The sequence below is a fragment of the Labedella phragmitis genome, from assembly GCF_004078635.1.
Taxonomy (GTDB): Bacteria; Actinomycetota; Actinomycetes; order Actinomycetales; family Microbacteriaceae; genus Labedella; species Labedella phragmitis.
Genome location: NZ_RZNB01000001.1, coordinates 408,975 through 427,827, shown reverse-complemented (window position 1 = coordinate 427,827; position 18,853 = coordinate 408,975). Strand labels below are relative to the sequence as shown.

The following is an 18,853-nucleotide window of genomic DNA, read 5'->3' as shown; positions in this document are numbered from 1 at the left end:
GCCGGAACGTCCGCGACGTGCTCGCCGCCGGGACCGGAGTCGGGGGCGACTGCGAGGATGGGGTCATGACCTCGACGAGCACGACGACCGACTCCCGCTCCGAGGCGCTCGACGCGCTTCGCGCTCTCACCGGCCACCCCGAGGCGGTCTTCCACGACGGTCAGCTCGAAGCCATCCTCGCTCTCGTCGACGACCGCCGCCGGGCGCTCGTCGTGCAGCGCACGGGCTGGGGAAAATCGGCGGTCTACTTCATTGCGAGTCTGCTGCTGCGTCGGCGCGGCGCCGGCCCCACCCTCCTCGTCTCCCCGCTCCTCGCGCTCATGCGCGACCAGGTCGCGGCCGCCGAGCGGGCCGGCGTCCGCGCCGTGGCGATCAACTCCACCAACGCGCACGAGTGGGACGACGTCCGCGACCGCCTCGCCCGTGACGACATCGACGTGCTCCTCGTCTCGCCGGAACGCCTCAACAACCCGCGCTTCCGCGACGAGCAGCTCCCCGATCTGGTCCGCCGCACGGGATTGCTCGTCGTCGACGAGGCCCACTGCATCTCCGACTGGGGCCATGACTTCCGTCCCGACTATCGCCGACTCGCCGACCTCATCACCACGTTGCCCGCCGGCGTACCCATCCTCGCGACCACGGCCACGGCGAACGCCCGCGTCGTCACGGACGTCGTGGAGCAGCTCGGGGGCGGCGCGGCCGGCCCCGATGCCGACGGCGATGTCCTCACCATCCGCGGATCCCTCGCTCGCGAATCGCTTCGGCTCGGGGTCCTGCGGCTCGGCACATCGCGGCAGCGACTCGCCTGGCTGCTCACGCACATCGGCGACCTGCGCGGCAGCGGCATCATCTACACGCTCACCGTCTCCGCTGCGGAGGACGCGGCTCGGCTGCTCCGCGGGGCGGGCCACGAGGTCCGGGCGTACACGGGCCGCACCGATCCCGACGAGCGCGAGGAGTCGGAGGGCATGCTCAAGCGCAACGAGCTCAAGGCCCTCGTCGCCACGAGCGCGCTCGGCATGGGCTTCGACAAGCCCGACCTGGGCTTCGTCGTGCACCTCGGTGCACCGTCATCACCCGTCGCCTACTACCAGCAGGTCGGGCGCGCCGGTCGAGGATCGATCGACGCCGACGTGCTTCTCCTCCCCGGCGAGGAGGACGAAGACATCTGGAGCTACTTCGCCACGGCGTCGATGCCCGACGAACGGCGCGCGACGGCGGTGCTCGAGGCCCTCGCCGACGCCACGGACGCGAAGCCGCTTTCCACACCGGCCCTCGAGGCTCGCGTGGACATCCGCCGCTCGCCCCTCGAACTCCTGCTCAAGGTGCTCGACGTCGACGGAGCCGTCCGGCGTGTTTCGGGCGGCTGGGTCGCGACGGGGCGGCCGTGGGTCTACGACCGTGAACGTTACGAACGCATCGCCGCCGCCCGACGCGCGGAGCAGCGCTCCATGCTCGACTACGAAAGCACCGGCACGTGCCGCATGGAGACGCTGCAGCGCGACCTCGACGACCCCACGGCGGCTCCGTGCGGGCGGTGCGACACGTGCACGAACCCCTGGTACCCCTCGGCGGTGGCCGAGGAGGCGACGGCCACCGCGAGCGCGTCGCTCGACCGGGTGGGGGTCCCGTTGGAGCCGCGCTCGCAGTGGCCCACCGGCGCCGATCGTCTCGGCGTCGCCGTGAAGGGGCGCTTGGCCGTCGACGAACGCGTCGAGGAGGGCCGTGCCCTCGCGCGACTCACCGATCTCGGGTGGGGCGGCGTCCTCCGCACTCTCTTCGCCGAGGGAGCCCCCGATGCGCCGATCGCACCGAACGTGCTCGACGCGTGCGTCCGCGTCCTCGCCGAGTGGGGATGGTCGGAGCGACCGGCCGCCGTGGTGAGCATCCCCTCCCGGTCCCGGCCGCAACTCGTGGAGTCCCTCGCGACGGGCATCGCCCGGGTCGGCAAACTGCCGTACCTCGGGGCACTCGAGCTCGCGAACGGCGGACCGACGGGCGGACCCGGAGGCAACAGCGCCTATCGGCTCGCGGGCGTCTGGGGCGGCTTCAGCGCCGGCCAGCAGCTCCGGGAGGACCTGGCCCAGCTCGGCGGTCGGCCCGTGCTCCTCGTCGACGACCGCGCCGACTCCCGCTGGACCGTCACCGTCGCCGGGCGGACGTTGCGCGACGCGGGCGCCGGTGCCGTCCTGCCCCTCGTCCTGGGTCTCGTCGGCTGACGCGACGAGGGGCCCCACCGATGGCGAGGCCCCTCGGCCGGCGTCGAGCCGGCACCGTCGATCGTCAGTCGCGCTCGCGGGGTTTCCGGGGCATGAAGAGCTCCTCCCGCACACGCTTCCGCAGCACCTTGCCCACGAGGGACCGCGGCAGCGAGTCCGCCTCGACGAAACGCCGCGGCACCTTGTAGCGCGCGAGCCGCGCCCGGCAGAACTCCTTGAGCGCGTCGGGGTCGAAGACCGCGCCGGCGTTCAGCACCACGGCTGCAGCCACATCCTCCCCACCGGAATCGCGAGCGAGACCGACGACGGCAGCCTCGGCGATGTCGGGGTGCGAGACGAGCACTTCCTCGACCTCGGAGGGAGAGACGTTGAAGCCGCCCGTGATGATGAGTTCCTTGACGCGATCGACGACCGTGACGAAACCGTCCGGCGACACCGTGACGATGTCGCCGGTCCGCAGCCAGCCGTCGGCGAGCAGCGTCTCCGCCGTGGCGTCCGGCCGCCGCCAGTAGCCCTGGAAGACCTGCGGACCCTGGACCAGCAGCTCGCCCGGCTCACCGGGGTCGCGATCGATCGTGGGATCAGCGGGATCGACGACCCGGATGCGCGTGCTCGGGAACGGGACGCCGACCGCACCGGGGCGGCGTGTGTGCCCCATCGGGTTGCCGAGCGAGACGGGCGACGACTCGGTCATGCCGTAGCCCTCGACGAGAAGACCGCCCGTCGCCTCCTCCCAGCGCGTCACCGTCGACACGGGCAGGCTCATCGCCCCCGAGATCGAGAACCGCACGTGCGAGAGGTCGAGCTTCGACTTCCCCGACGCCGTGCGTGTCAGCGCGTCGTAGATCGGGGGGACGGCCGGAAGGAAGGTGGGCGGCGAGGAGGTCGAGGCGTCCGCCACGAGACCCACGTCGAACCGCGGGAACAGCACGACTTTCGCCCCGATGCTCATCGCCGTGATGAGACACACGGTGAGCCCGTAGGCGTGGAACATGGGGAGGACGGCGTAGAACGTCTCGTCGCCCTCGCGCAGTCCCGGCACCCAGGCGCGGCACTGCATCGCGTTCGCGCGCAGGTTGCGGTGACTGAGGACGACGCCCTTCGGCGTGCCCGTGGTGCCGCTCGTGTACTGCAGTGCGGCGACGGCGTCGAGCGTGGGCCGGGCGTGCCGTCGCGAGAGCCGACGACTCTCGACGAGCGAACTCCAGGCGAGGAACCGGCGGCGCTTCGGCCGCTTCGTCATGGCCGCACGCAGCTCACGAGCCTTCGGCACGGGGAGGCGCAACGCGAGCCGCTTGCCGAGGGGCAACGCCTCCGTCATGTCGACAGCGACGATGTGGTCGACACCGATGTCGGCCGGGAAGCCGTCGACGGTGTCGTAGACCGCATCCCAGATGATCGCGACGCGAGCGCCGTGGTCCTCGAACTGGTGGCGCAGCTCGCGATCCGTGTAGAGCGGGTTGTGCTCGACGACGATCGCGCCGAGTCGGAGTACCGCGTAGAACGCGACGACGTGCTGTGGGCAGTTCGGGAGCACGAGGGCGACTCGATCGCCCTCCTTCACGCCCAGCTTTCGCAGCCCCTCCGCTACCCGCGAGACCTGGTCGGCGAGCTCGTCGTAGGTGGTCTGCGCCCCGAAGAACTCGACAGCGGTGCGGCGTCGATGGCGGGACACGACGCCGTCGAACATGTCGACGAGCGTCTCGGTCGGTTCCGGGATGTCGGCGGGTACTCCGTCGGCGTAGGCACGAAGCCACGGCCGGTCGTCGATGTGGGTCACGATTCCCTCTCGGCTCGGGATCCCCACGTTACCGGCGCCGGCATCACCCGACGGGCACGTTGCCACGGGCCTCCGAAACGCGTATGCGGTCGGCGCCATGACGTCATCGGCACCCTCGATTCCTCACCGGTTCCCCGCCGATTTCCCTTCCCGACCGGCGGCGCGCTACGGTGCTCCTATGCGAATGAGAATCATGCTCAATAGTGCCGTAATCGCCGGTGCTCTCGCCCTCACGGGATGCGCCGCCGGGCCGGAGAGCGCGAGCTCGAGCGGGGAGTCGCGATCCGCGGCCGGATACCCCCTGACCGTCGAGAACTGCGACACCGACGTGACGATCGAGCGCGCCCCCGAACGAGCGGTCTCGCTCAACCAGTCGGCGACCGAGATCCTCATCGCCCTCGGCCTCGCGGACCGGATGGCCGGGACGTCGTACGAGACGGACCCCGTCGCGGACGACGTCGCGGCCGACTACGAGTCGATCCCGCTCCTGACCGACGGCGTCCTCAAGCACGAGACGCTGCTCGAAGCGGAGCCGGACTTCGTCTACTCCTCCTTCGCGTCCTTCCTCACCGCGGAGAACGCCGGAGAGCGCGCCGAACTGCACGATCTCGGCGTGCCCACCTACCTCAGCGAATTCGACTGCACCTACCACGAGGCCATCGAGGGCGGCGCGACCTTCGACATGCTCTTCGACGAGATCACGACGATGGCGGAGATCTTCGGCGTCCCCGACGCGGGCTCCGCTTTGGTCGCCGAACAGCAGGCGATCGTGGACGACGGGCTCCGTATCGCCGAGGGCATCGAGGGGACCCCTCGCCTCGTCTGGTTCTACTCCACGGCCGCGTCCGCGTCGACGCCGTCGGTGGCCGGACCGGGCGGCCTGCCACAGACCGTCACGGAGCTGCTCGGTGCGGAGAACGCCTTCGCCGATGCGGCCACCAAGTGGCCGGAAGTGAGCTGGGACGAGGTCGCGGCCCGGGAGCCCGACGTCATCGTGCTCGCGGACCTGACACGCGGCTACCCGGGCGACACGGCCGAGGAGAAGATCGAGTTCCTGAAGAGCGACCCGCTCACCTCCACGATGGATGCCGTCGTCAACGACCGCTTCATCGTCGTCCCCGGTCAATACATGGATCCGTCGATCCACAGCGTCCAGGCCGTGCCGACCGTCGCCGAAGGTCTCGTCGAGTTCGAGGAGCAGCGATGACCGCGGAGACCCGACGGCTCGTCGAGGCCTGGGACGCGCAACAGGCCGCCTACATCACGCATCGCGAGGAACGCTTCGACATCATGCTCGATGTGCTCGCGCGGCTCTGCGCGGACACCGAGGGAATCGACGAGGAGGGTCTCGGTCTCACGGTCCTCGACCTCGCGTGCGGTCCGGGGAGCCTCTCACAACGCATCCTCGACCGGTTCCCGGGCGTCGCCGTCATCGGTCTCGACTACGACCCGGTGCTCCTGGCGATCGCGGAGGCCTGGCTCGGCGATCGCCACGGGTCCCGGTTCACGGCGCTCGACGCCGATCTCGCGACACCGGGGTGGTCCCGCGTCCTCCCGACGGATTCCGTGAGCGTCGCCGTGTCGTCCACGGCACTGCACTGGCTCGAGCCGGCGCAACTCGTCGCGGTCTACGCGGAACTCGGGGCGCTCCTGCCGAAAGACGGCATCGTGATGAACGCCGACCACTTGCGCTACGACCCGGCGACGCAGCCGTTCCTCTCGCGCGCCGCGGCCGCCGACGACGACCGGACCCAGCGGAGCGCCCACACTGCGGGGGCGCAGACCTGGGACGCCTGGTGGGAGGACGCGGTCGCCCTGCCGGCGTTCGGTCGGCACCGAGCCGAACGCGACCACCGCTTCGCCGACCGGCCGCCGACGGCCCACGCTCCTCTCGAACTCCACACCGAAGCCCTCCGAACGGCCGGATTCCGCGAGACCGGTGTCATCTGGAGGTACTACGACGACGTCGTGGTGTTCGCACGCCGGTGACGCGGCTCCGCACCCCCACTCTGCTCGTCGCCTTCGTCGGGCTCCTCCTCGTCTCGATCGTCGCGGCGTCGTTCATCGGCACCGCGAGCATCGAGGCGCAGGACGTGCTGAGCGTCGTGCTCCGGCGGCTCGGGCTCGCCGCCATCGCCCCCGGGCCGCCGGTGTCGCCGCTCGTCGATGCGTTGATCTGGGAATCACGCTTGCCTCGAGTGCTGCTCGCCGGCACCGTGGGGCTCGGGCTCTCGATCTCGGGCGCCGTGCTGCAGTCGGTCACGCGCAACCCGCTCGCGGAGCCGTACCTGCTCGGCGTGTCGTCCGGCGCCTCCACGGGAGCGGTCGCCGTGATGATCCTCGGCTTCGGCTCCGGCGCGGTGACTCTCTCCGCCGGAGCGTTCGTCGGCGCACTCGTGGCCTTCGCGATCGTGCTGCTCCTCATCGGCGGAGGACGTGTCTCGAACCCTGCCCGCGTGGTGCTCACCGGTGTGCTCGTCTCGCAGTTCTTCTCGGCGGTCACGTCGCTCGTACTCATGCTCGACGGCGACGCCGACGCGACACGGGGCTTCACCTACTGGTTGCTCGGCTCGGTGGGCGGCGCCCGATGGGAACCCCTCCAGGTCGCGGCGACCGTCATCCTCCTCGGCTCGCTCGCATGCCTCGTCTTCACACCGGCCCTCGACGCGTTCACGTTCGGCTGGGACACCGCGGCGTCGCTCGGCATCGACGTGACGAAGGCGCGCGTGACGCTCATGGTCCTCGCGGCCCTCATCACGGCCGCCGCGGTCGCGGCCTCCGGTGCGATCGGCTTCATCGGACTGCTCGTGCCGCACGTCGTACGACTCCTCGTCGGGCAGAGCCACCGACTCCTCCTGCCGCTCTCCGGTCTCGGCGGAGCCGTCTTCCTCATCTGGGTCGACACGTTCGCACGCTCCGCCTTCTCCCCGCACGAGATCCCGGTCGGTGTGATCACGGCATTGCTCGGGGCGCCCGTGTTCGCGATCGTCCTCCGCAAGGCGGCGCACCGATGACCACGACGGTGCTCTCGGCCCGCGACATCGCGTGGTCGGTGGGCGGGACCCGGATCCTCGAGCGGGTCTCCCTCGACGCCTACGCGGGCCGGGTGCTCGGGATCATCGGGCCGAACGGGGCCGGTAAGACGTCACTCTTGCGGATACTCGCGGGCCTCCGACGACCCGAGGCGGGCTCCGTCAGGATCGGAGGCGTCGACCTCGGACGTGTCCGGCGACGCGAGGTCGCCCGCCGCCTCGCGATCGTCGAGCAGTCCCCGGAGGTCCACGCCGACATCTCCGTCGAGGAGACCGTCGCGCTCGGACGGACACCGCACCGAACCGCCTTCGCCCCGCTCGACGGGAGGGACCGCGAGGCGATCGAGAGCGCACTCGCGCTCACCGGGATGGGCCTGCTGCGCAGTCGATCGTGGCAGACGCTCTCGGGAGGGGAGCAGCAACGCGTCCAGTTGGCGCGTGCCCTCGCGCAGGAACCCGATGTCATCGTGCTCGACGAGCCGACGAACCACCTCGACATCCGGTACCAGCTCGACGTCCTCGCCCTCCTCCGTTCCCTCGACGTGACGGTCGTGACGGCGCTGCACGACCTCAATCTCGCCGCGCGCTACTGCGATCAAATCGCGGTCCTGCACGACGGCGGTCTTCGTGCGATCGGCATGCCCGAGGCGGTCCTCTCGCCGGAACTCATCCGTTCCGTGTACGGCGTCGAGGCCGTGGTCGAGCACTCCCCGCACACGGGTTCCCCTCTCATCACTTACGTCCGCACGGTCTGAGAAGACCGTCGACGCCACGCGGGATAATGGATGGATGGCGTCCACCGGGGTTGAGCGGGTCACGCGCGGTGCCGCCGCAGCGGGCGTCTCGACGTTCGTGGCGCTCCTCTCCCACGTCGCGGGCGGCGGGATCGTTCCGGCCGTCGAGGGCGTCGCCGTCCCGCTCGTCCTGTCCCTCGCCCTCTGCACGGCGCTGGCCGGTCGCCGCCTCTCGCTGCCACGACTCATGGCCTCCGTCGTCGTGAGCCAGGTGCTCTTCCACGCGCTGTTCGTGCTCGGGTCGCCGACCGGCATCACGGCGACGGACGGGACGACGACGGCGGCACACGTCCACTCGATCGTCCTCGACTCAACCGCCGCGCACGGGCACACCGACGGGGCGGGCATGTGGTGGGCACACGCGCTCGCGGCTCTCGTCACGATCGTCGCGCTGCGGCGGGGTGAGCGCGCGACAGCGCATCTCCTCGGCGTGACGCGGATCGTCGTGGTGCGGCTCGCGACAGCGCGACTCGACCGCGCCCGGTCGATCGCGCCGGTCGTGATCGAGAGCGTCACTCTGCCCGTCGCGAGCGAGCACGACCGCGTCGACGCCCGGCGCGATCAGGCGACCGCCTCCACCCGTCGCGGGCCGCCGCTCGCCGCCGCGGCGGTCTGATCCCGCGTCCGCTCCGAACGGGTCGGCGACGGGATCGGAGACCGCCTGAGCGATCCCCTCCCGTTCGCCCGGTCCCATCGACCGATGCGACTCATCGAAAGCGAGAACATGTTCAGTCACACCTCCCCCGCACGCCCGCACTCGCCCCGCCGCCTCCGACTCGCCGCCGCCGCGACCGCCCTCGGTGTCCTTCTCGCCGCGGGCGCGGCCGCCGCGCCCGCATTCGCACACGACGAACTCGTCGCGAGCACACCGGCGGCCGATGACGCCCTCGACCCGGCTCCCACCGAGGTCACGCTCACCTTCTCGGACAACATCCTCGAGGTCGGAATCGAGGTGAGCGTCACCGACGCCACCGGCACCGAATACGTCGCGGACACTCCCGTCGTCGACGGCCCCACCGTGACCGTCGGACTCGAATCCGACATGCCGGGCGGGTCTTACCAGACCGATTGGCGCGTCGTCTCCTCCGACGGTCACCCGATCAGCGGCACGATCCCCTTCACCGTGACCACGCCGGTCCCCGCCGAGGAGCCCACCACGACGGCGACCCCCGATGCGGAGGAACCGCCCGTCGTCGCGACGCCGTCGGACGAGGCGAGTGAGAGCGCCGCTCCGCCGAACGAGGACGCGAGCACCGATGCTGGGCCCACGGGCGGCCAGATCGCCCTCATCGCCGGGATCGTTCTCGCCGTCCTCATCGTGATCGCCGCCGCGCTCCTCATCGTCGCGCGCCGTCGCGGAACCCCGTCCGACGTGGACCGTGACGCCCGGCGCGACGAGATCTAGTCGGCCGGACCGGCTCGCACCTTCCGGGGGCCGACGCCCTCCGCCGCTCGGACGGACACGGCGGTGATGAGCCGTTCGAGCGGCCCACGTCCGAACAGGAGCCGCCAGAGCGTGCAGAGCACGAGAGCCGTCACCGCGAACCAGAGCCAGGCCGACAGGGTCGGATCGTCGTCGGGGAAGAGCAGGGCGTAGGCGACCACGTGCAACGAGTAGGTGCTGAGCGCCGTCGCTCCCACCGACTCGATCGGGAAGAGGACGGGCCGCAACGGCCGCGCGACGAGCAGTGACGACCCGATGATCGCGGCCGCGACCCCCGACGACCCGACGATCTCGAAGGTCGTCCCCGAGTGCGCCTCCAATCCGAGGAGCAACGACCAGTCCGGCTCGAGGATCACTCCCTCCGCTCCGAACGACGCCTGGACGACGGGAACGGACGGATCCGTCGTCGCCACACCGAGCGCGTAGCCGACGACGGCGAGCCCGACGCCCACGCCGAGCAGGCGGACGGCGACCACGGGGGCGGTGAGGTCGAGCCGGCCGATGCCCATCCCGAACCACAGGAACGACATCCACGCGATCACGGGATACCCACCCGTGACGAGCAGTTCGACGAGCAGGTTCTCCTCCAGCCCGCCGTACGCCTCCGCGACCGTGCCGAGCAGCACCACGATCACCGGCGACACGATCGCCCATGCGCCCGCAAGGAGGAAGAGGCTCCGCGCCCGCCGACGCATCATCGGAACGGCGAGCAGGAACATGAGCGCGTAGTACTGGAGGATCACCAAGATGTTCGTGTCGAGCGCCGTGAGACCCGCACCGATCAGGAAGATGAGGAGCGCGCGGACGACGATACGGATGCGCGACCGGGCGCGCGCGGCGCCGACGTCCTCGCGGTCCTCGAACCGGGAGCGCCCTCCCGAGAGCAGGGCGATCGAGACGCCGGCGAGGACCGCGAAGAGGATCGATGAGCGGCCGTGCACGATCGCTCCCCAACTGGCGGGATCCGTGAGGACGAGATCGTCGGGGGCCCCGAGGTGGGCGCCGAACATACCCAGGACCGCGAGCCCTCTGGCGACGTCGAGCCCGAGGAGCCGCGACGGGTCGCTGATCGCTCTCACGGCATCACCCTAGACGCTCCGCCTGCGCGCCCGTCGCAGCACTCGGACCCGCTCCTCGCGACGCAGCGATCTCGTCTCGGCTGCGCCGCGAGGCGACGCTCAGCCCCGCGCGGCCTCGACGAGGCCAGGCAACGAGGACTCGTCGATGGGACTGCCGGGGAAGGCCGCGATGCGCTCGAGAGGCATCGACCCGAGCATCTTGGCGGTCTCCGGGTCGGTCAGCATGCCGGCGAGGCCGCTGCCCCCACCGGAGTCGAGGGCGGAGCGCAGCAGATCGCCTCCGCGCGGGTGGGCGAGCCACTCAGCGATCGTCGAGTCGCCCGCGAGCGGGACGTCGAGGTCGTCGCCCGCGATGTCGATCGTCGCCTCGAGACGGAAGTCGCGGCTCGACGCCCCGACGGACACGACGTACGTGCCGGCCTCCACCGTCCACTGGGCCGCCTGGGGATGGAAATACGCCAGCTCGTCGCGCGCGATGTCGATCGTCACCGTCCCCGCGCCACCGGCGGGGACGTCCGCGATCGCGAAGCCCGCGAGCGCGTGGGGCGCGCGCACCACGGTGGAACCGGGAAGCGCCGTGTACACCTGGACGACCTCGCGGCCGTCGCGTGAGCCGGTGTTCGCGACGGTCACCGTCACCCGCAACCCGCCGTCGCGCTCGACGACCGAGAGGTCGCGGTACTCGAACGTCGTGTAGGAGAGGCCGTGACCGAACGGGAACGCCACGGCGGTGCTGCTCGCATCGAAGCCGCGGTATCCGACGAAGATCCCCTCGCCGTATCGGACGTGGCCGAACTCGCCGGGGAACGACAGGTGCGACGGGCTGTCCTCGAGTCGGAGCGGGATCGTCTCGGTGAGTCGGCCCGACGGGTTGACCGTTCCGAAGAGGACGTCGGCCACGGCACCTCCACCGGCCTGGCCGAGCAGCCAGCCCTCGACGATCGCGGGCACACGCTCCTGCCAGCCGGAGGTCCGGACGACTCCGCCGTTCGAGAGCACGACGACGACGTTCGGATTGGCGGCGAGAACGGCCTCGAGCACGGCGGTCTGTGGTGCAGGGAGCTCGATGTGCTCCCGGTCGAAGCCCTCGGACTCCTCCTCGGCGGGCAGGCCCAGGAAGAGGACGACGACGTCCGCGGCTGCCGCCGTCGACACCGCCTCGTCGAGCAGGCCCGCGTCGTCCGACCCGTCGGTCGTGAAGCCCGCGGCGAACGAGACCCGGTCGCCCGCGATGACGCGAAGCTCGCCGAGTGCGTTGTCGAGCCGTGTCGGGTTGATGAGGGAGCTGCCGGCGCCCTGGTAGCGCGGCGTGCGGGCGAACTCGCCGACGACCGCGATACGGTTCGGGGCGGCGGGATCGAGCGGGAGCAGCCCGCCCTCGTTGCGGAGCAGGACGATGCTGCGTGCGGCGGCCTCCCGAGCGAGGGCGTGGTGCGCGTCCGCGTCGTAGGTCGCGTTCGGATCGGCGTTCGCGACGACCCGGTCGACGAGTTGGAGCGCCCGCCGCGCCGCCGTCGTGACGTGCGCCTCGTCGAGGTCGCCGGCACGGACGGCGGCGACGATCTGCGCGTCGGTGCGTCCGCCGCTCGAGGGCATCTCCAGGTCGAGCCCGGCGGCGACACCGGCGACGCGGTCGTTGACCGCGCCCCAGTCGGAGACCACGAGCCCGTCGTAGCCCCACTCGTCTCGGAGGACCGTCGTGAGCAGCCACGGGTTCTCCGACGCGTACACGCCGTTGATGCGGTTGTACGAGCACATGACCGTCCACGGCTGCTGCTCCGTGACGACGCGCTGGAACGCGCGGAGGTAGATCTCGCGGAGCGGGCGCTCGTCGACATCGGCGCTCACGCGGAGCCGGTCGGTCTCCTGGTTGTTGGCGGCGAAGTGCTTGAGCGACGCACCCACCCCTTGCGACTGGAGACCCGCGACGAGCGCGGAGCCCATCACGCCGCTCACGAGCGGGTCCTCGGAGAAGTACTCGAAGTTGCGGCCGCAGAGCGGCGAGCGCTTGATGTTGATACCCGGTCCGAGGAGCACACCGACGTTCTCGGCCTTCGCCTCCTCGCCGAGTGCGACGCCCACGCGACGGACGAGCTCCGGGTCCCAGCTCGATCCGAGCGCGACAGCGGGCGGGAAGCACGTCGTCGGCACACTGTCCGCCAGCCCGATGTGGTCGTTGCCCTCGCGCTGCTTCCGGACGCCGTGGGGGCCGTCGGTCATCATGATCGACGGGATTCCCGCCCGGTCGATCGCCTTGGTCGTCCAGAAGTCGGCGCCGCTCGTGAGCGAGGCCTTTTCCTCGAGGGTCAGATCGTCGAGGTGGTCGCTGTGGCTCATGAATCCCGTCCATTCCCGGCGGCTTCCCTGCCGCACACCCGAAAACCATACAACGTTCGATATTCGCGGACAAGGTCCCGGCAGGGCACCCCTCCGCCGTTCCGGAGCGCCCGACGTGCCCTAGCATCGAGTTCATGGCTGAGCGGGGGTCGTACGCGAAAGGCGTCGCGCGACGGGAGGAGATCCTCGCGGCAGCTCTCGATGTCTTCTCACGCGAGGGGTACCGCGGCACGTCCCTGCGGGAGGTCGCGAAGCAGGTGGGAGTGAGCCTCCCCGGCCTCATGCACTACTTCGAGTCGAAGGAGCACCTGCTCACCGCGATCCTGCAGAAGCGCGACGAGGTCGACACCGCGACCTACTCGTCGAACGACGACCTCATCGACGGCCTGGTCCGGATCATGCGCCACAACCGCGACGTGCCGGGCCTCGTCCAGCTCTTCATCACCCTCGCCGCGGCCGCCGAGGACCCGTCGCACCCCGCCCACCCGTTCTTCATCGATCGCTATTCGGTAGTCCTCTCGACCCTCGCCGACGCGATCAGGGACCGACAGGCGGCTGGCACGGCACGCGCCGACCTCGATCCGGAACACATCGCGCGCGTCCTCGTCGCCGTCGCCGACGGCATACAGATCCAGTGGGCCCTCGACCGCTCCGTGGACATGGCCGGCGACATCGAGCGGCTGTGGGCGGCCCTCTCCGCCTGACCGACGCCTCGCGATCCGCGATGTGCCGACTTCTGTCGCCTCAAGAGGTCCGGGAACCACGAAAGCCCGCACGTCCGCCGCCTGATGAGCGGAAGTGCGGGCTTTCGTCGTCCTCTCGGCCGGTTAGACGACCGATGTCCGCACGTCGGCGGAGAGAAGGGCCCCTAGGGGGCGTCGGCGGGGACCGGCGCGAGGTCGGCGAGGACGGCGCCGAGCTGCTCGACGGCCCAGTCGATGTCCTCTTCGGACACCACGATGGGCGGCGCGAAGCGGATGGTCGACCCGTGCGTGTCCTTTACGAGCACGCCGCGCGCCATGAGCGCGACGCACACCGCGCGACCCGTCGCGAGTTCCGGATCGATGTCGACGCCGGCCCAGAGACCCGCACCGCGAACTGCGACGACGCCGCGACCGACGAGGGAATCGAGCCCTGCGTGCAGCCGCGCACCGAGGACCCGTGCGCGCTCCTGCATCTCGCCGGTCGCGAGGAGGCGCACCACCGCGAGGCCCACGGCCGCCGCGAGCGGGTTCCCGCCGAACGTCGAGCCGTGCTCGCCGGGACGCAGCACGCCCACGATGTCGCGGTTGCCGACGACGGCGGAGACGGGGACGATGCCGCCGCCGAGTGCCTTACCGAGCAGGTAGAGGTCGGGGACGACGTCGACCAGATCGCACGCGAACGTCGCGCCCGTGCGGCCGAGGCCGGACTGGATCTCGTCGGCGATGAAGAGCACGTTGCGCTCGCTCGTGAGCGCGCGCACGGCCGGGAGGTACTCTGCGGGCGGCACGACGATGCCGGCCTCACCCTGAATGGGTTCGATGAGCACCGCGGCGGTGTTCTCGTCGATCGCCGCGGCGAGCGCGTCGATGTCCCCGTAGGCGACCGAACGGAAGCCGGGCGTGAAGGGACCGAAGCCGTCGCGCGCCGTCTCGTCGTCCGAGAAGCTGATGATCGTCGTGGTGCGGCCATGGAAGTTGCCGTTCGCGACGACGATGTTCGCCTGCCCGGCGGGGACCCCCTTGACGCGGTAGCCCCACGCGCGCGCGAGCTTGATTCCCGACTCGACGGCCTCGGCGCCCGTGTTCATCGGCAGGACCATGTCCTTGCCGGCGAGGGCCGCGAGCTCCGTCGCGAACTCGCCGAGGCGATCGTTGTGGAACGCGCGGCTCGTGAGCGTGACGCGGCCGAGCTGCTCCGTCGCCGCGGCGATGAGGTCGGGGTTCGAGTGACCGAAGTTGACCGCGGAGTACGCGGCCAGGCAGTCGAGGTAGCGGTTGCCCTCCACGTCGGTGACCCAGGCGCCCTCCGCGGTCGCGGCGACGACGGGGAGCGGGTGGTAGTTGTGCGCGACGTGCGCGTCCTCGAGGGCGAGAGCGTGGGCCGTTGCCTCGGCCGCAGTGCCGGCGGGAGCGCCGGTCTGTCCCACGGCGGTCATCGGCGGAGCTCCAGCGTGCAGCACTTCACGCCGCCGCCGCCGAGCAGCAGCTCGGAGAGGTCGACGCCGATCGGATTGTAGCCGCGCTCGCGCAGCTGCTTCTCGAAGCCGACGGCGCGCTTCGCGATCACGACGTTGTAGCCGTCGGAGATCGAGTTGAGCCCCAGGATCGACGCGTCCTCCTCGCTCACGAGAATCGCGTCCGGGTACCGCTCTTGGAGGATCGCGAGGCTCGGGGCATCGAAGGCGCTCGGGAGGTAGGCGATGTTCGCGTTCGCGTCGCCCGTGAGCGGGTCGAGCACGGCGATCGCCGTGTCGAGGTGGTAGAACGACGGGTTCGTGAGCGTGAGCGAGACGACCTCGCGGCCGTAGATCGACGCGATCTCCGCGTGACTGTTGGAGGCGCTCCGGAAGCCCGTGCCCGCGAGGATGACGTCGCCGACGAGGAGGAAGTCGCCCTCGCCCTCGTTGATCTCCTGGGGCTCGCGCACCTCGAAGCCGTTCTCGCGGAACCAGTCCATGAAGGCCGGGCCCTCCGGCTGGCGCTGCGGGTAGGTGAAGCTCGCGCCGTAGGCGACGTTTCCGATGACGAAGCCACCGTTGGCCGTGTAGACCATGTCGGGCAGGCCCTCGATGGGATCGATGAGGTGGACCGTGTGCCCGAGCGAGATGTAGGTGTCGTAGAGCGACTGCCACTGCTCGACGGCCTTGGCCGTGTCCGTGGGCTTCGCGGGCTCCATCCACGGGTTGATCTTGTAGACGACCGTGAAGAAGTCCGGCTTGCACATGAGGTACGTGCGCGGGGTCGCGGTGCGCTCGGGGACCGTTGCGGTGGTCGTGGTGGTGTCGGTCAAGGAGACTCCTCTACCGGCGCGGCGATCGCTGTGCCGGTGCGTCGAGGCCCAGGGGGCCGGTCGTGGTCGGGGGAGGCGGACCAGGTCACTCTTCCGAGCCCCGCCGGGGCGGGACGCCGCTTCCAGTCTGGCACAGGGCCTCGCGGCCGCGACGTGTCCCCGACGCACGAAATCGCCGATTCGAGCGACACGATTGCAACGATCAAGCGCCGAGTCCTACTACCCTGATCGGATGGACAACCTGGACCGCGGCATCATCGATCTCCTGCGTCAGAACGCGAGGGCCAGCTACGGAGACATCGGAGGATCCGTCGGCCTCTCCGCGTCTGCGGTCAAGCGCCGCGTCGACCGCCTCGTCGCCGATGGCGTCATCCGTGGCTTCACGATCCAGGTCGACCCCACCGTCGACGGCTACAACACCGAGGCCTACGTCGAACTCTTCTGCCGCGGCACCGTCGCGCCCGACGAACTGCTGCGGATCCTCTCCGGCGTGCCGGAGGTCGTCGACGCCGGCACCGTCACGGGCAGCGCCGACGCGATCGTGCACATGCGCGCACGCAGCATCCCCGCCCTCGAGGACGCTCTCGAGCGCGTGCGCATCGCCCCGAACGTCGACCACACGCGCAGCGCGATCGTCCTCTCCCGCCTCATCCACCGTACCCACGACTGAGGGTTCGCGCCCGTAATCGGCGGGCCTCAGAACCGGTCTTCGCGGTCGAGGAGGTCGGCAGTCGTCTCGCCCTTTCGCAGCACCAAGGGCGGCAGCGTCGTCGTCCCCAACGGTCGACGAGCCGGGCGGATGAGCTCGACGAGAGTCCCGTGGAGACGGAGTTTCATTGCCATTCGCCAGAGTAGTGCGGTGAAGCGATCAGGCGATTTTGTACCGAGGGTTGTGTTGAGCACTTTGTGTCGATACATTGTTTGTACCAACACAGAATGTCGGCGCCGGCAGGCCACCTCCCTCACCTGGGACCGATCATCGGAGGACAACATGAGCGACTTCTGGAACGTTCCGTGGGCTTTCGTCGCCGTCGCCGTGGCCATCGTCATCTCGGCCGCGCCGTTCGGCTTCGCGCGCTCGACGACCGCGCGCCGCAAGGCACTCGACCGGCTCGCCAAGAGCGTCAATCTCGCCGTTCCTACCGCGCGCGACGAGGACGAGCGCATCGGAGCACGACTCGCGACACGTGAGCGGTGCATCGCGATCGGCGGCGGCCTCGGCATCGTCGCGGCGATCCTCGCGTCCTTCTTCGTCCCCGGCTTCGGCGACTACGGATTCGCATCGATGGGTGTCTTCATCCTCGCCCTCGTCGGGGTCGCGGCCGGGGCCGCCGTGAGCGCGCTCTCGACCACGCGCGACCTGCCGAGCGACGTCCCCCGCATCGCGCGCCTCACGACACCGACGGTGCGGGACTACCTGCCACGACTCGAGTCCGTCAGCGCGACTGTCGCGGTCGCGCTCGCCGTCGTCGCCACGGTCGCGGCGATCGTGACGGCGACCACGACGATGGATGCGAACATCGGCGCCTTCGCCCTGCCGATCGTCATCACGGTCCTCGCCGTCGCCTCCCTCGTCGGCGTCGCGCTGGTCTCGCGGCGCATCGTCGAGCGCGGGCAGCGCGCGGGATCGACCCTCGAACTCGCCTGGGACGACGCGATCCGCTCGACCGCGCTGCGCGACCTCATCGGCGTCCCGCTCATCCTCGGTTTCGCCGGGGTCCTCGTGCCCATGGTCGTCCTCATCGAGGATGTACCGCTCAGGCAGCCCTACACGAGCGCGGACAACATCGTCGCGATCGTGGCGATGGGGGTCGTCGGACTTGTCGTGCTCATCGGCCTCGTCGTCGCGATCGTCTCCGTCGCGAGTCGCCCGCAGCAGTACTATCGTCGCCGCTTGTGGCCGCTTCCCGAGCGTACGGCGACCGCGGGAACGGGGTCGGTCCGATGATGCTCGTCGTCGATCCCTCGTCGCCCGTCGCCCCGTTCGAGCAACTCCGGACGCAGGTCGTCGAGGCTGTGCGGTCGGGCGCCCTCGCGGCGGGGACGAAGCTCCCGACGGTCCGACGTCTCGCTGAGGACCTCGGTCTCGCCGCCGGCACCGTCGCCCGGGCCTACCGGGAGCTCGAGCGTGACGAGGTCATCGAGACCCGAGGTCGCCACGGCACGTTCGTGGCGGCGAGCGGCGACCCGACGCAGCGTCAGGCGCAAGCCGCCGCTACCGCCTTCGCCGATCGGGCCCGCCAGCTCGGGCTGACTCCCGACGATGCGCTCGGCTACGCCCGCGCGGCGCTCGGGCTTTCCGCGACCTCCTGATCCCTCCCGACGACGCAGCATCGAGCGGGTCCGGGGGGATCAGGACGTCGCGGGCGGTCATCCCCGACGCGGCCCGTCCCCTCGATGAGCGCACTCTTGCCGCGAGCACGGCCGGCCGGAGGACTTCGCCGTCTGACCGCGTCTCCGATCCGCGGTGGGCTGATTAGCACGCGCCTCCCCGGTGGGCAATCGGTTCGCCGGCGAGCAGGGATGAGGCATCGTGGCACCCTGGTTGTCCGCACGAGCAGGAGGTTCACGAATGTCATCCGCTGAGAGCACGAAGCGAACGAGAACGCAGGACTCAGAGGAGCACCACGAGATGAGACGGATGTATCTTCGGTTCGGCGCGATGATCCTCACGTCGATCGTTGTGATGTATTTCGTGATGTTCGTCGGCTCGTGGGAGATCGGCCACGTGCGGTTCAGCGAGAGCCGGGTCTTCATGGCCATCACGATGGGAGGCACCATGGTGATCGTCATGCTCGCCTGGATGCTGAACATGTACAGGAACACGAAGGTGAACGTCGCGATCATCGCGGTCGGCCTGCTCCTCATCGGCGGTGGGATCACGCTCGATCGGAGCCAGGTCACCGTCGACGACACCGCCTACATGAACGCGATGATCCCGCACCACTCACTCGCGATCACGCGATCGGAACGCGCCGGTATCGAGGACCTGCGCGTCTGCGAACTCGCCGCTGAGATCAGCGCCGCCCAGCGGAATGAGATTCTCGAGATGGAGTGGCTCATCCGTGACATCGAGCAGCACGGCATCGTGACGACGACGGAGGAGGCCGAGGACCGTGCCGCCCCCGCCTTCGACGAAGCAGCCGAACGGGAGTGTTCAGCAGGGTGAGATCC

Annotated in this window: 17 protein-coding genes; 12 read left to right on the top strand and 5 right to left on the bottom strand. The window is 70.3% G+C overall.

The window, feature by feature from the left end; translation table 11 throughout:
• The first annotated feature begins 65 nt into the window (after positions 1 to 65).
• Complete coding sequence (locus ELQ90_RS02070; RefSeq protein ID WP_128493596.1) at positions 66 to 2,219, top strand: RecQ family ATP-dependent DNA helicase; 2,154 nt, start codon at positions 66 to 68, stop codon at positions 2,217 to 2,219.
• 64 nt (positions 2,220 to 2,283) lie between these two features.
• On the opposite strand, the gene ELQ90_RS02065 is transcribed toward ELQ90_RS02070, so the two are convergent.
• Complete coding sequence (locus ELQ90_RS02065) at positions 2,284 to 4,002, bottom strand: long-chain-fatty-acid--CoA ligase (RefSeq protein ID WP_243696001.1); 1,719 nt, start codon at positions 4,000 to 4,002, stop codon at positions 2,284 to 2,286.
• A gap of 190 nt (positions 4,003 to 4,192) precedes the next feature.
• On the opposite strand from ELQ90_RS02065, the gene ELQ90_RS02060 reads away from it, so the two are divergent.
• The 6 genes from ELQ90_RS02060 (at position 4,193) to ELQ90_RS02035 (ending at position 9,230) form a co-directional block, all read left to right on the top strand.
• Positions 4,193 to 5,206 (top strand): ABC transporter substrate-binding protein, encoded by a 1,014-nt coding sequence (locus ELQ90_RS02060; RefSeq protein ID WP_208020543.1) that lies wholly within the window; start codon positions 4,193 to 4,195, stop codon positions 5,204 to 5,206.
• Positions 5,203 to 5,988 (top strand): class I SAM-dependent methyltransferase, encoded by a 786-nt coding sequence (locus ELQ90_RS02055; protein ID WP_128493593.1) that lies wholly within the window; start codon positions 5,203 to 5,205, stop codon positions 5,986 to 5,988. Before ELQ90_RS02060 ends, ELQ90_RS02055 begins: the two co-directional genes overlap by 4 nt.
• Entirely contained in the window at positions 5,985 to 7,013 is a 1,029-nt protein-coding gene (locus tag ELQ90_RS02050; RefSeq protein ID WP_128493592.1) for a FecCD family ABC transporter permease, read from the top strand. Before ELQ90_RS02055 ends, ELQ90_RS02050 begins: the two co-directional genes overlap by 4 nt.
• Positions 7,010 to 7,786, top strand: coding sequence for an ABC transporter ATP-binding protein (locus tag ELQ90_RS02045; RefSeq protein ID WP_128493591.1), 777 nt, complete (start codon positions 7,010 to 7,012; stop codon positions 7,784 to 7,786). Before ELQ90_RS02050 ends, ELQ90_RS02045 begins: the two co-directional genes overlap by 4 nt.
• Positions 7,787 to 7,820: 34 nt before the next feature.
• Positions 7,821 to 8,441 (top strand): hypothetical protein, encoded by a 621-nt coding sequence (locus tag ELQ90_RS02040; RefSeq protein ID WP_128493590.1) that lies wholly within the window; start codon positions 7,821 to 7,823, stop codon positions 8,439 to 8,441.
• 84 nt (positions 8,442 to 8,525) lie between these two features.
• On the top strand, positions 8,526 to 9,230 hold the full coding sequence (locus ELQ90_RS02035; protein ID WP_128493589.1) for a copper resistance CopC family protein: 705 nt from the start codon (positions 8,526 to 8,528) through the stop codon (positions 9,228 to 9,230).
• Here the strand turns inward: ELQ90_RS02035 and ELQ90_RS02030 are convergent.
• On the bottom strand, positions 9,227 to 10,348 hold the full coding sequence (locus tag ELQ90_RS02030) for a heparan-alpha-glucosaminide N-acetyltransferase domain-containing protein (RefSeq protein WP_128493588.1): 1,122 nt from the start codon (positions 10,346 to 10,348) through the stop codon (positions 9,227 to 9,229). The two genes, ELQ90_RS02035 and ELQ90_RS02030, sit on opposite strands and share 4 nt — an antisense overlap.
• A gap of 99 nt (positions 10,349 to 10,447) precedes the next feature.
• On the bottom strand, positions 10,448 to 12,685 hold the full coding sequence (locus ELQ90_RS02025; RefSeq protein ID WP_128493587.1) for a beta-glucosidase family protein: 2,238 nt from the start codon (positions 12,683 to 12,685) through the stop codon (positions 10,448 to 10,450).
• A 134-nt stretch (positions 12,686 to 12,819) separates the two neighbouring features.
• On the opposite strand from ELQ90_RS02025, the gene ELQ90_RS02020 reads away from it, so the two are divergent.
• Complete coding sequence (locus ELQ90_RS02020; protein ID WP_128493586.1) at positions 12,820 to 13,389, top strand: TetR/AcrR family transcriptional regulator; 570 nt, start codon at positions 12,820 to 12,822, stop codon at positions 13,387 to 13,389.
• Between the two features lie 164 nt (positions 13,390 to 13,553).
• On the opposite strand, the gene rocD is transcribed toward ELQ90_RS02020, so the two are convergent.
• Entirely contained in the window at positions 13,554 to 14,825 is a 1,272-nt protein-coding gene (gene rocD, locus ELQ90_RS02015; protein WP_128493585.1) for an ornithine--oxo-acid transaminase, read from the bottom strand.
• Positions 14,822 to 15,679 (bottom strand): dimethylargininase, encoded by an 858-nt coding sequence (gene ddaH, locus ELQ90_RS02010; protein WP_341810153.1) that lies wholly within the window; start codon positions 15,677 to 15,679, stop codon positions 14,822 to 14,824. The genes rocD and ddaH overlap by 4 nt, the downstream gene beginning before the upstream one ends.
• A 232-nt stretch (positions 15,680 to 15,911) precedes the next feature.
• Here ddaH and ELQ90_RS02005 point away from each other — a divergent pair, with 232 nt between their 5' ends.
• The 4 genes from ELQ90_RS02005 to ELQ90_RS01990 all read left to right on the top strand — a co-directional run bounded on the left by ELQ90_RS02005 (position 15,912) and on the right by ELQ90_RS01990 (position 18,848).
• Positions 15,912 to 16,349, top strand: a complete 438-nt coding sequence (locus ELQ90_RS02005; RefSeq protein WP_128493584.1) for an Lrp/AsnC family transcriptional regulator — start codon at positions 15,912 to 15,914, stop codon at positions 16,347 to 16,349.
• A gap of 321 nt (positions 16,350 to 16,670) precedes the next feature.
• Complete coding sequence (locus ELQ90_RS02000; protein WP_128493583.1) at positions 16,671 to 17,627, top strand: hypothetical protein; 957 nt, start codon at positions 16,671 to 16,673, stop codon at positions 17,625 to 17,627.
• Positions 17,624 to 17,992: a GntR family transcriptional regulator gene (locus ELQ90_RS01995; protein ID WP_424980790.1), complete on the top strand. Its 369-nt coding sequence runs from the start codon at positions 17,624 to 17,626 to the stop codon at positions 17,990 to 17,992. Before ELQ90_RS02000 ends, ELQ90_RS01995 begins: the two co-directional genes overlap by 4 nt.
• 328 nt (positions 17,993 to 18,320) lie before the next feature.
• Entirely contained in the window at positions 18,321 to 18,848 is a 528-nt protein-coding gene (locus tag ELQ90_RS01990) for a DUF305 domain-containing protein (RefSeq protein WP_128493582.1), read from the top strand.
• Positions 18,849 to 18,853 lie beyond the last annotated feature (5 nt).